Consider the following 12,786-nt stretch of genomic DNA (forward strand, 5'->3'; position numbering starts at 1 on the left):
GCGATAGCCGCCAACGCTGTCAGCAACCGCGCCGAGATACGCCGCTTCTTGTTAATTGTTACTGCATTTCCTGAAAAAATCATGCTACATCCCTTCTTGCTTCTTTGTTGCCAAAAACTTATTTTGCTTCTCCGGTGCGATACATGCGCGTGTGCAAGTCAAACCCACCCTAGCAGACGCTTTTTCCGCTGCCACATGTCATTATAACAAACGATTCTAACAGGATTCTAACAACATGCCCGTTTTTAAGGGTTTTTTCTGTCAGAAATATTAAAAGTTTATTAAGATTTTAGAGGAGTTCGGATTTGTAGGAGCAACCTCCGTGTTGCGACAAAATACGCCCGCGTTCGGTGGCGCAAAATCGGCTGACAAAGCAGCCTCGCACAGGGGCAATCATGGGAAGGGCGACTTCAGCGTCGCCCCTAGCCAATTAAAACCTTCTTACCCATGCCAAGAGAATTAACTACAAACTTTCCAGCGATTCCCGATTTTTCTTCATTAGTACCCAAGTTATTGGTACCGCCATCAAACTTAATACCATACAAACACCCATAGAAAATGGTGTGCCGCCGGCGGAAGCCAGCCACCCTGCCAGTAAACCGCCTATTGGGGTTGTCCCTGCAAACACAAGCATATACAAACTCATTACCCTTCCGCGCAAATTATCGGGGGTAATCAATTGGACAAGGGTATTCGCAGAAGCCATAACATTGCTCATTGATGCGCCTAAACCCACCATTAGAGCTAATGAAACCCAGAAGAAAGGTGATAATGCCACGCCAAGCCCAAATAAACTGAAAAGAAAAGCCCCCTTAAGCAGGGTTAGATGTTTTGGCTTTTTCCCTGCCATTGCCAAAGTGAGCGCCCTGCCTAATGCGCCGATACCGATGCCGGACATCAATATTCCGTAGCCTTCTGCGCCAACTTTCAAATAGTTATTCGCGAGAACAGGTATCCACACATTGAAATTAACCCCAAGCAAGCCCACTATTCCGACCAATATCATGATTATATAAACTGCCGGGGTATGAAAGGTGTAGCCTAGCCCTTCTTTCAAATGCTTGAAAATTTTCCCGGTAGGTCTTTTTCCAGTTCCTACAAATAATTCAGACTCTCGCATCAAAAATAATCCGGTTAGTACCGCTACGAAACTAAAGCCATTTAGCCAGAAAGCGGGCGCAATTCCGACCCATCCGATTAATAGACCCGCTACTGCCGGACCCACTACCCTTGCCGCATTAAAGATTGAAGAATTAAGCGCAACTGCATTCATCAATTCTTCTTTGCCCACCATTTCAGATACAAACGATTGCCTTACCGGCATATCTATGGCGTTTACCAGCCCTAGCAGGGTAGCCATTACATAAATTTCCCACAGTTGCACGATATTTAGGCTAACCAAAGTTGCCAGTATAAATGCCAGCGACATCGCTAAAGTTTGGGTGAGAAGCAGGGTGCGCCGTTTTGGAAGGCGATCTGCGATAATTCCGCCAAACAGGGTAAGGCACAAGACCGGCAAAAATTGGAGGGCAGTTACTAACCCCAATGCCATTGGGTCGTTGGTAATTTTCAGTACCAGCCAGCCTTGCGCCAAATTTTGCATCCATGTTCCAATCAAGGAAACTAGCTGCCCAAAGAAGAATAGGCGATAATTTCGGTGGTGTAAGGCTGCCCCACCTCTGGCAAAATAGGTTAGCGCCGCTTTTAACAGCCTTTTTAATTGATGGTCATTTGGCACAAGCGAGGCGTTGCCCGTTTCTTCAAGCGCAATGGCTACTCCCTCGCTTTTTTCAATTTTGGATGGCATTTTGATATATAACCTTGCTTTGAATTATTTTGCTAATTTTTGAAAGACGGGCAGCACAGCAGCGATGTTTTCTAATTCTTGCGGGCTTAATTGCTCAAGGCGTTGTTGCAATGCGGCATACCGAGCAGCATCAAAAACTAGCAAGGCACGTTGTCCACGTTCGGTGGGTTTCACCCAAACGCTACGCCAATCGTTGTCATCCCGATTTCGTTCAATATAGCCTTGTAGCGCCAGTCGTTTGACCATCGAGGTAACAGTTGAGGGAGTTACGCCCAATAATTCCGCCAGTTCTTGCATTTTGCATGTTTCTTTTCGTACCAGCGTCCGCATTAGTCGCAATTGCCCGGTGGTGGTTCTCAGTTCGGAAACATCTTGCCAAGTAGATTCGTCTTTTTGGTTTAATTCTTGTATTTGCCCTAGACGATAGAGTAAGTTAGGTAAAAGGTCTAGGAGAGCGATAGCAACTTCCACAGTATTGCTGTTATCAGTGTTATTAGGCATAAGTTATACCATTATTGCTTTGAGTATCAAATAATGTTTAGGAGTAAATTACTTTGAGCATCGAAATATATTATAATCGTAGTATTAGCGTGGGTCAATACAGTTAATTCTCTTGGTTTGGATTTAATTGGTAGGGGCGTGGCACACAATTTTAGATTTTGGATTTTAGATTAAGGGGATTCAATCCAAAATGAGATGCGCCTGTTATGCTAAAATGTGGGGATGAGGGAATGGTGGATATTACGCAAAGCTTTAAATGACCTCTCGCGCCGTAAGATTCGCTCGGCTCTAACGATATTAGGCATATTCGTGGGAGTGGCGGGTATTGTGGCAATCGTGGCAACCGCTACAAACCTGACTGAAGCGCATCGCCGCAATGTGGCTAACATTAGCCAAGAAGATTTGCGCTGGATTGTTTCTAATAACCCCTCCACCCTGAAACCGCTGCTGGAACAAATCCCCAATGTGGCAGCGGTGGAACGGCGGGGCATCTATTCCGCCAAGTTTCGCGGCGATGAGCAATGGCGGGATATAGATTTTTATGCCTACGAAGATTATTCCAATATTAAGGTAAACCAAATAGATTTTGTGGAAGGTCATTCGCCGGGCAGCGGCGAAATTGCCTTTGAAATCAGCGTTCGTAGCCTTTTGCCTGAGCTTAAAGTTGGCGATTTTATTATTTATCGGGGCGGTGCGGACAATCGCGAGCATCAATTGGAGGTAAGCGGTTTTGCCCGTTCGCCCTCATACCCCAACGCTAGTTTGCTTCAAACCGCCAGCGCGTTTGTTAATCAGGCTGAAATGCAGCGTATTCTTGGCACACAAGGCTTTAATGAGGTGCTGGTGCGCCTAACTGATTTTGCGGGTAGGGATGAGGCTAAAAGACAGATAGAAGATAGTTTTAAAAAGCGCAATCTCCAGTTTGGCGGTTATGTCGCGCGTGACCCTGAAAATTTTCTGGGAAAGAATGAACTGGATATTCTTTTAACCTTATTGTTGGTTTTTTCGGTACTTGGCTTGGTAATTAGCGGCTTTTTGGTGGCGAACACTCTTTCGGCGATTGTAACCGAGCAGATGGGCGAAATCGGCGCGTTAAAGGCAATCGGCGCGAACTCATGGCAGATTTTACAGCTATATCTGATAGAGGGGTTATTATACGGGTTGGCAGGGACAATCTTAGGGATTTTAGCCGGCTTTGGGGGCGGGAAAATCTTGCTGGAGTTTCTGGGCAATCTGCTCAATTTTCAGGTTGAGGGCTTTTTTTTCCAATGGAACGCTTTAATACTTGGGCTTGTAGTCGGTATTTTTGTTTCGGTAGCGGCAACGCTGCTTCCGGCGTGGCGCGGTACGACTATTCCGGTGCGGGAAGCTTTGGATAGCTATGGTATTAGCAATAGCTATGGCAAAAGTTGGCTTGAGCAGTTTCTGACTCGTCTGCGAATGTTTCCGCCGTTGGTCGCAATGGCGTTACGTAACCTGACGCGCCGGAAAGCTCGAAATCTGGTAACTTTCGGGGTGATAAGCCTTAGCTGTGCCGCTTTTCTAGCTTCCCAAAGTACCAGCGCCTCGGTGGATAAAACCGCCGAAAGTTTCTACCGCTTATATCTAACCGATGCGTGGGTTTCTTTTGGCATAGGACGGCTTGACAACCAATTTGTTGCTTCCCTGAGAACAGTTGAGGGCGTAGAATTGGCGGAACCTTGGGCAAGGGCAAGGGGCATTATTCGCGCCAGTAGCGCCGATATTTTCGGGGTTCCGCACGATACTCAGATTTATCGAAAAAGCATTTTGTCGGGGCGTTGGTTTACTAACAGCGAAAATGGGGTAGTGGCTATCTCGAATGTGTTGGCGGATGCCAAAGATATAAAGCTCAATGATATTATTCAGCTCGAGATTAACCGCAAATTGTATCGTTACACCGTAATCGGCATTTTGGATGACAGCACCCGCTACCTCACCAGCGTTGCGCTTGGCAAGGTCTTTATGCCTTTGGAAGAAGCGGAAAGGGTGATGGGGCATCAGTCTTTGGCAGATTATTTCACCATAACTACTACCCAAAAAGACCCGGCTTTCGTGGATAAAACTTTGCGAGCTATTGAGCAACGCTTCCGAACACTTCAGCCTACCACTATAACCGCTTATAGTGACCGTCAGATTATCGAGCAAATCAGCCAATCGCTGAAACTATTGCTGTATGCGATGGTGGTATTAATTGCGCTGGTGGGGGCGTTGGGGGTGGTAAATACCATTACGCTGAATGTGCTGGAGCGAAGGCGAGAAATCGGCGTTTTGCGTAGTTTGGGCGCGTCAGACCGCAGCATGGTGCAGTTATTTCTTACTGAGGGGTTATTCTTGGGGGTTCTTGGCTTTTTTGCAGGGGCGCTTCTTGGCTATCCGCTGGCGCGTCTTATCGTGAACCTTATTTCGCAAGCGACTTTCCCGATTGAGTTTTTGTTTGATTGGCAAATTGTGTTGTTCACCTTTATTTTTGCGTTGGTACTTTCCGCTTTTGCCAGCCTGATTCCTGCGCTTGGGGCAGCGCGAGTTAAGACGGGCGTTATTCTTAGATACGGCTAAAACCCGTGTGTGTGAAAATGGATTTTATATGGATTCGGGTTCTGTAGGAGCAACCTCCGTGTTGCGACAAGATGCGCCCTTGTTGGGTGGCTTTAGGGTTGTGGCAACGAACGAAGGGCGGTTCACGAACCGCCCCTGCGGGTTAATTCTCTTGGTTTGTGTCCTTTGGTGATACATCCGACCAAAATAAATGGGATGCGCCCTTGTTATATTGCGAATATAATTTATCCGGTTTAATATTACGCGATGAACTTGCTTGAAAAAACAGAAATACAACAATTGCTAGAGGGGCATACCCCGCAGAATCGCAAAAGGCGGGAAGATGCTTTGCTTATTATGAGCGCGGCTTTGACAGCGGTTGACCCGGCGCAAGCGGTTTTGAACAGGCTGGCTTATAACCCGGCTTCGGCGGTTCTGACTGTCGGCGAGTATGCGTATGACCTCAATTATTATAAAAGGGTGTTTGTGATTGGAGCGGGTAAAGCCGCCGCGCCGATGGCGGGGGCACTGGCGCAGCTTTTGGGAGAGCGGGTGACAGATGGGGCAATCAATGTAAAGTATGCACATCTGGGGGGCGCTCCTGTTGGAAGTAAGATTGCGATTACCGAAGCGGGGCATCCGATTCTCGATATGAATGGGGTGGCTGGCACAAAACGAATCGCGAAGCTTTTGAAAGCTACTACTCCCGAAGATTTGGTTATTGCGGTGATGAGCGGCGGCGGTTCTGCCTTGTTAGAGCTACCCGTTGAGGGCGTGACGCTGGAGGATATGCAAGCGCTGACCGCGCAATTGCTAAAGACTGGCGCGACAATCAACCAACTAAATACAATTCGCAAGCATCTTTCACAGGTGAAGGGCGGCAATTTGGCGCGGATGGCTTATCCTGCTACGTTGGTTAGCCTGATTTTGTCCGATGTGGTGGGAAGCCCGTTAGATGTAATCGCTAGTGGGGCTACTGTGCCGGACACCTCGACTTTTGCTCAGGCGTGGAATGCGCTAGAACAGTTTGGCTTGACCGCCGAAGACAAGGGGTTTAAACCCCTTGTTCCAGAGCAAATCTTAAAGCATTTACAGCTAGGGGTTAGCGGCGCAATTCCCGAAACGCCAAAGCCCACTGATTCGCTTTTCGCAAATACCCGAAATATAATCGTAGGCGATAATCGCGTAGCGGCACAGGCAGCCGCCCAAAAAGCTGGTGAACTCGGCTATAACACGCTGGTGCTTTCTACTTTTGTGGAGGGGGAAGCACGAGAAGTTGCGCGAGTTCTGGCGGGTGTCGCTAAAGAAATTGCCTCGTATGATTCGCCTATTCCAAAACCTGCTTGCCTATTGGCAGGCGGCGAAACAACCGTTACAATAAGAGGTGACGGCAAGGGCGGGCGTAATCAGGAATTGGCATTAGCCGCCGCGTTGGCTTTGGAAGGTCTGGAAAACGTATTATGTTTACCGCTTGCCACCGATGGCTCTGACGGACCCACCGATGCCGCCGGCGCATTGGTTGATGGACATAGCGTTAGCAAGGCGCGTGCCATCGGACTCGATGCTCTTACCTATCTTGCACAGAATGACTCATATCATTTTTTCCAACGAAGCACAGAACTACTCAAAACCGAGCCTACCAACACCAATGTAAATGATTTAACCCTGTTTCTCGTCTGGTGATTTAGAGACGGGTAAAGTTACTCAGGCAGTAGTTTTATGTCTCAGGGAGGGGAAAATGAATAATACTCATATCAGATTAAACCGCGCTACCCGTGAATGGGTGATTTACGCGCCTAGCCGCCGTGTGCGCCCCCAAGAACTCCAGAACGGGCATGAGTCTGTCAAAGCTGAACCACTCTATCAACCTGATTGTTCCTTCTGCAAATTTAATGATGCCAAAGATGAAATCATCTTATTTGAAATAAAAAACGCTGCCAGAGATGGTTGGCTCACGCGGGTTGTGCAAAATAAATACCCCGCGCTGTCGCCCGACCAAAAACCAACGCGCTCTTTATCGGGCATCTATTTGGAGCTACCCGGCTATGGGCATCACGAAGTAGTAATAGAATGTCCCGAACATAATCTTAACCCGGCTATGATGTCTCTTGAAAGGGTTAACGCCATTGTAGAAACCTATCGGCAACGCTACCTTGAATTGATGAAGATTAGGGATAACCTCTTTATATTAATTTTCCGTAATCAAGGGAAAACAGCGGGCGCTTCGATGCAACACCCCCATTCTCAAATCCTCGCGACCCCGATAGTGCCGCGCCATTATCGCTGGCGCGAGGATGAGGCGCAACGCTATTTTGATGAGTGGGGCAGGTGCGCTTATTGCGATACGATGGAGTTTGAGGTGGAAGACCGTAAGCGCGTAGTAGGCGAGAATGAGCATTTTCTGGCTTTTGTGCCTTTTGCGGCGGAAGTTCCTTTTGAAATTTGGTTAATGCCGAAAGAGCATCGTTCCGATTTTGGCACAATTTCACCGAAAGAGGTTAAGTCTTTTGCTGGCTTACTCCATGAGGTGCTGGCGAAGCTCTATACTAAGCTCAATAATCCGAATTATAATTACGCCATAATGTCAGCGGCGCGTTACAAAAGCGGTGAACCTCAATTGCACTGGTATTGCCAGATAAGCCCGCGCCTTACCATTCCGGCGGGCTTTGAAATGGGTTCGGGCATCAGCATTAACCCCTCCCTGCCCGAAGCAGATGCCAATTTCTTGAACGATTTAGTGGAAGCATTATGAAAAGCTCGACACGCCCGCGTTCGGTGGCGCAAATCTTTATGGGATTAGGGGCAATCGTGGGAAGTTTATAATATGGAAGAAACGAAAGAAGCGGTTACAATCAGGGAAGCGGTAGAGCGTTTTCTGGAGGACATCGGCAGAGCGCATTCCCCCGCTACCCGCAAAACCTACCGCGTGGCGCTCTATGCCTTCCTCCATTTCATCGAACTAGAAGCGGGGGTTAAAGCTGCGGAAACTTCGATTTCTCAGCTTAGCCCAGAATTGCCTGTTATCTTTCTGCGCTTCAAAGCCGATGGCGGTAAGCTAGGCAATCAAGCCTTTCCCAAAGCTTCCCGCGCGACTCTTTCCACTACCGGCGCGGGGCTTTCTCGCTTCGTCAAGTGGTGCATCATCGAACGGCTGTTGCCCCTTCCCGGTTCGGAATTTGAGCGAATGCAATTGCGCCTTAAGGAGATAAAGGGCAAGCTCAGTCGCAACATTATTTCCAAAGTGCCACCCGATGAGGTAATCAGCGCGTTGCTGGCTGAGGTGAAAAAGCCAAGACCCGGCATTCCTCGCACCGAACGAGATAAGCGTAATGGGGAATTAATTAGGCTGCGAGATATTGCGCTGATAGAAGCTTTGCATTGCAGTGGAGCGCGAGTAAGCGAATTGACGGGGCTTAGCCGGAGCGATTTAGATTACACTAACCACCGCGCCACTGCTAAAGGTAAGGGTGATAAGGAACGCTGGCTTTATTTCAACAGTTCGGCATGGGCAGCGTTGGAAGAATATTTAGCGGCTCGCAATCGAGTAGTGACTTCTGAGGAGAAAGGCAGCAGTAGGCGAGGGCGTGATTATTCGGGACAACCTCTTTTTGCTCGTCATGATCGGGGGTCGAGTGTGGAACGTCCGAAAGCCTTATCCAGTCGCTCGGTGCAACAATTGGTGCTGGCGTTGGTGGAACGGGCTGAGTTGGACAGTAACATTACGCCGCATAAATTCCGCCATTGGGTTGCCACCCGCTTGCTGGCGGAAACGGGCGATTTGGCGGCGACTCAGGATTTATTGGGACATGCCAGCCCCACTACCACCCGCATTTACGCGCAAGTGAGCGAAAAGGCAAAGCAAACACTTCACCGTCAGGTTTTCAAATAAGAGATTTGCCCCGAACCCTGTACGAGCGACCTCCGGGTCGCGATTTCCCGCCCTTCCCACGATTGCCACCAATCCCATGAGCTCTGCGCCACCGAACGCCCGATTTTGTAATATTATTTTAATAAAACTACCCGAATTTCAATAGACAACCTATAACCTCTTTTGTTAAAATAAAAAAGTTACTGAACACCATTCTAAAAGATTATAAAGATAATATTATAAGTTTATCGTAAAGATTACGAATGTAAACAGATAGCCCTTGTATCCTGCACGCCCCATACCAATAACACAAACTTTCTGGAAAGCTAACGTGTAGCCCAACCAGAGTTGTTGGAAATAAAGTACAAATACAAAACAGGAGGGATATTGTGTACAAGCCAATGAAGGCAGTACCCATCGGAAAGAAGCGCGGCATTGCCGGAAGTTTAGCGGCTATCGCTCTACTGCTAGGGCTGGTGAGCACTACTTTCGCCACAGCCTCTTTGCCTGTTCCCCCCGCCAACAAGGTTTGGGGGCAGGTAGGCAACGATTTTACCTCGATGATTTATAATAATGGGCATGTGACTTCCTACAGCCTAAGGTATCCTAATGGAATAGTGCCAGTTTCGGGCGGCATCTATGTGGCAGATTTAGGCAACAACCGGGTACTGTTCTTCCCGACAGGCTCTGTCACTGCCACGCGGGTGTATGGGCAGGGCTCGGCAGGCAACGATTTTGTCGCCACTGTTCCGATGAATGATGGCACTGGCACCGGCGTAAACGCGAAAATCGGCATCACCAGCGCCACCAACATGAGCAACCCCATGGGGTTAGCGGTTGATTCGAGCGGCAACCTCTATGTGACTGACAGTTCCCACAACCGGGTGCTGTTCTTCCCTTACAACGCCACCAATGGGTATCCAGATTTTACCGCCACGCGGGTGTACGGGCAGCCGGATTTTACTACCAGCACCTGTAATAGGGACGGCGGTGCTAATTCCGATCCCAATGCAAGCTGTAGTCGCTTCCCTAACGCCACCAACCTGTCCTCTCCCGCCGGGATAGTAACAGCGTTGGACGGCAGCTTCTATGTGGTTGACAGTTACAACAACCGGATTTTGCACTACCCTGCCTATGACCCTGCCAAGACTACGGAAAATTTCACCGCCGATCGGGTGTATGGGCAAGGTACGGCAGGCAACGATTTTGTCGTGAACGGTTGTAATATCAGCGGCACAACTGATCCTGATACCGGTATTTGCAGTGCTAGCGCTTCCACCTCCGCCAGCCTGAACACTCCCATGGGATTAGCGATTGATTCGAGCGGCAACCTGTATGTGGCTGATTATGGCAACAACCGGATACTGAGCTACCCTGCCTATGACCCTGCCAAGACTACGGAAAATTTCACCGCCAACAAGGTTTGGGGGCAAACAAGTTTTATTGACAATACAGCTAACCAAGGCGGCACCACCCCCGGAGCCTCCACTCTGTCCAAGCCCTCTTGGATAGCAATCTCGCCGATAGACGGTAGCCTCTTTGTGGCTGACAGAAGCAACAGCAGGGCACTGCACTACACTGCTCCCACGAGTTCGTGGACAGATGGGCCCGCCGCCGACAGGGTGTACGGGCAAGCAGATTTTAACGGCTATATACCTAACCGAGGCTCAAGAGTCAGTGCGGTCACTCTGAATTACCCCCGCGGAGTAGCGGTAGCAGCGGACGGCAGCTTCTATGTGGTGGATGAGTTCAACAGCAGGGTACTGCACTACAGCGGGACAGCCACCACCGCCGACAAGGTGTACGGGCAGGGCATTACCGGCACAGATACCGCAGAGTTTACCGCAAATTATAGCAATAGAACCGGAGCCAGCGCCACCAGCATGTACCAGCCCTATGGGGTGACGATAACTTCGGACGGCAGTATTTATGTAGCTGATTATAGCAACAACCGGGTGCTGTACTATCCTGCAACCAGCGGAGTACCGGCTACTACCCCCACGCGGGTGTACGGGCAGGGCGACAGTTTTACCACCATTTATTTTAATAACGGCGCCTCATCACCTAGCTCCACCAGCCTAAGCTATCCCGCTAGAGTAGAGCTTGATCCGCAGGGCGGCATTTATGTGGCGGATAGTGCCAACCACAGGGTGCTGCACTACAGCGGGACATCCACCACCGCCGATCGGGTGTACGGGCAAGGCGCAGATGGCACATCCGCTGCCTCGTTTCAAACCAATAATGTTGCAACTACCGCCACCAGCCTGAATTACCCCCGTGGGGTAGCGGTAGCTCCAGACGGTAGCCTCTATGTGGCAGATACCAGCAACAACCGGGTGCTGTTCTTCCCTTACAACGCTACCAACGGGTATCCAGACTTCACTGCCACACGGGTGTACGGGCAGGGCGACGTTTTTACCACCGGGACTGCTAACAAGGGCGGTAGTGTCAGCGAAATCACCTTGTCTTCCCCCTATGGGGTAGCAGTTGATTCGCAGGGTGGCATCTATGTGGCGGATAGTGCCAACCACCGGACGCTACACTACAGCGGCATCGCCACCACCGCCGACCGAGTGTACGGGCAGGGCGACGTTTTTACCACCGGGACTGCTAACAAGGGCGGTAGTGTCAGCGGAATCACCCTATCTTCCCCCTATGGGGTAGCGGTTTCACCTATGGATGGTAGCCTCTTTGTGGCGGATAGTGCCAACCACCGGGCGCTACACTACAGCGGTATCTCCACCACCGCCGACAGGGTGTACGGGCAGGGCATTACCGGCACAGATGCCGCAGAGTTTACCACAGGGACTGCTAACAAGGACGGAATCGGCGGTAATCCCACTGCCGCCAGCCTGAAGAATCCCTATGGAGTAGCGGTCTCGCCAGTGGACGGCGGTCTCTATGTGGCGGATTATAACAACAACCGGGTGCTGCACTACTCTGCTTTACCAGCCACCCAAGTGGGCTTTACCACCCAACCGGTAGGCGCAAAACCCGGAGAGCTTCTCACCACTCAACCGGTAGTGACGGTGAAGGATGCGAACGGCGATACCGCTGTGGGCTTTAACGGCACAGTTACAGTTGCTATCAAGAGCGGCACAGGCACGCCGGGCGCAACTCTCGGCGGTACAACTACGGTTGCGGCAGTGGCGGGTGTGGCAACCTTCTCCGACTTGACGATTGACCTTGTCGGGACGGGCTACGTTCTGACTGCCAGCGCAACAGACTTGACCTCAGCCGATAGCGAACCTTTCGATGTGACAAGCGATTTCGTACCTCCGGTTAGAGTAGTACATTCCTCCGATTTGGTGCCGCAACTTCGGGTTAGCCCGGATAGAGTGGTAAGCACCAACCCTGAGAACCTCGTTTCGTTCAGCTTCAAGGTGGAGAACATCGGAGCGGGCAAAGCGGGCGATTTGGTAATCTCGCTACCAGTACCGCAAGGGCTGGACGTGGGCTATCTCGATGGCGCAAGCTCTGGCGTGTGGGTCAAGCAAGTGTCCGCTACCACCGTGACGATTGGGCTTCCCAACCTTGAACCATACACAGGGGCGCACGGCGTGTTGGTGTTCCGCCCGAACGCTAATGCAGTTGCGGGAACTAAAGTTGCGGTTAGCTACTCGTTGACCTACAACGATGAAGCCAAAAGCGGCAAGTCTCTCAACAGCAATAGCGAAAGCTTTGCCTTCGGTGAAGCGAATAGCGATGAGAGCGAAGGCGCAATCCAACGCGGGGCAGCGGTAAGCGCTATTGCGGGTGAGAAGGTCAGCATTACGCAGACAGGCTACCTAGCGAACGAGTTAGTCGCCCAATGGTACACCGCCCCGGATGGCACAACCGTGAGTCTTGGCACGCATCGCGCCAACGCTGATGGAGTTGTTACCATCGTGGTAAATACCGCCGGATTAGCTGGCGATTACGCAGTCGTGGGCTACGGCAACCGCTCGGAATTCACCCAAGTGAACATCCTGACGGTAGCTTAACCCTTGTTTTAACCCATAGGGGCGACGCTTGAGTCGCCCCATAAGCATCAAGCTAAGGGAAAAGAGAGGGA

9 protein-coding genes are annotated in these 12,786 nt (G+C 50.3%); 7 read left to right on the forward strand and 2 right to left on the reverse strand.

The features are described 5' to 3' along the window. On the forward strand, nucleotides 1–207 hold a 207-nt coding region (locus WCK19_RS17380; RefSeq protein WP_342398668.1), incomplete at its 5' end, for a hypothetical protein. Between the two features lie 115 nt (nucleotides 208–322). Then, the gene (locus tag WCK19_RS17385; protein WP_342398669.1) at nucleotides 323–463 is read left to right on the forward strand and encodes a hypothetical protein; all 141 of its coding nucleotides are present in this window, start codon (nucleotides 323–325) and stop codon (nucleotides 461–463) included. On the opposite strand, the gene WCK19_RS17390 is transcribed toward WCK19_RS17385, so the two are convergent. Together WCK19_RS17390 and WCK19_RS17395 are read right to left on the reverse strand one after the other, a co-directional pair. Beyond that, entirely contained in the window at nucleotides 464–1,807 is a 1,344-nt protein-coding gene (locus WCK19_RS17390) for an MFS transporter (protein ID WP_342398670.1), read from the reverse strand. A 24-nt stretch (nucleotides 1,808–1,831) separates the two neighbouring features. Continuing rightward, nucleotides 1,832–2,308 (reverse strand): MarR family transcriptional regulator, encoded by a 477-nt coding sequence (locus WCK19_RS17395; RefSeq protein WP_342398671.1) that lies wholly within the window; start codon nucleotides 2,306–2,308, stop codon nucleotides 1,832–1,834. Between the two features lie 222 nt (nucleotides 2,309–2,530). On the opposite strand from WCK19_RS17395, the gene WCK19_RS17400 reads away from it, so the two are divergent. The 5 genes from WCK19_RS17400 to WCK19_RS17420 all read left to right on the forward strand — a co-directional run bounded on the left by WCK19_RS17400 (nucleotide 2,531) and on the right by WCK19_RS17420 (nucleotide 12,715). After that, entirely contained in the window at nucleotides 2,531–4,885 is a 2,355-nt protein-coding gene (locus WCK19_RS17400) for an FtsX-like permease family protein (RefSeq protein ID WP_342398672.1), read from the forward strand. 246 nt (nucleotides 4,886–5,131) lie between these two features. Continuing rightward, nucleotides 5,132–6,547, forward strand: a complete 1,416-nt coding sequence (locus tag WCK19_RS17405) for a glycerate kinase (RefSeq protein WP_342398673.1) — start codon at nucleotides 5,132–5,134, stop codon at nucleotides 6,545–6,547. Between the two features lie 55 nt (nucleotides 6,548–6,602). Continuing rightward, nucleotides 6,603–7,616, forward strand: coding sequence for a galactose-1-phosphate uridylyltransferase (gene galT / locus WCK19_RS17410; protein WP_342398674.1), 1,014 nt, complete (start codon nucleotides 6,603–6,605; stop codon nucleotides 7,614–7,616). Nucleotides 7,617–7,688: 72 nt separating this feature from the next. Beyond that, a complete protein-coding gene (locus tag WCK19_RS17415; protein WP_342398675.1) occupies nucleotides 7,689–8,753 on the forward strand; it encodes a tyrosine-type recombinase/integrase in 1,065 nt (354 codons plus the stop codon). Nucleotides 8,754–9,121: 368 nt separating this feature from the next. Then, nucleotides 9,122–12,715 (forward strand): NHL repeat-containing protein, encoded by a 3,594-nt coding sequence (locus tag WCK19_RS17420; protein ID WP_342398676.1) that lies wholly within the window; start codon nucleotides 9,122–9,124, stop codon nucleotides 12,713–12,715. Nucleotides 12,716–12,786: the final 71 nt, after the last annotated feature.

The organism is Candidatus Chlorohelix sp., assembly GCF_037138995.1.
In the GTDB taxonomy this organism is placed as follows: Bacteria; Chloroflexota; Chloroflexia; order Chloroheliales; family Chloroheliaceae; genus Chlorohelix.

What these genes read in the sequence shown, in the direction of transcription:
- WCK19_RS17390 (WP_342398670.1), bottom strand. Translation starts at nt 1,807, where the DNA reads ATGCCATCCAAAATTGAAAAAAGCGAGGGAGTAGCCATTGCGCTTGAA.
- WCK19_RS17395 (WP_342398671.1), bottom strand. Translation starts at nt 2,308, where the DNA reads ATGCCTAATAACACTGATAACAGCAATACTGTGGAAGTTGCTATCGCT.
- WCK19_RS17400 (WP_342398672.1), top strand. Translation starts at nt 2,531, where the DNA reads ATGAGGGAATGGTGGATATTACGCAAAGCTTTAAATGACCTCTCGCGC.
- WCK19_RS17405 (WP_342398673.1), top strand. Translation starts at nt 5,132, where the DNA reads ATGAACTTGCTTGAAAAAACAGAAATACAACAATTGCTAGAGGGGCAT.
- galT (WP_342398674.1), top strand. Translation starts at nt 6,603, where the DNA reads ATGAATAATACTCATATCAGATTAAACCGCGCTACCCGTGAATGGGTG.
- WCK19_RS17415 (WP_342398675.1), top strand. Translation starts at nt 7,689, where the DNA reads ATGGAAGAAACGAAAGAAGCGGTTACAATCAGGGAAGCGGTAGAGCGT.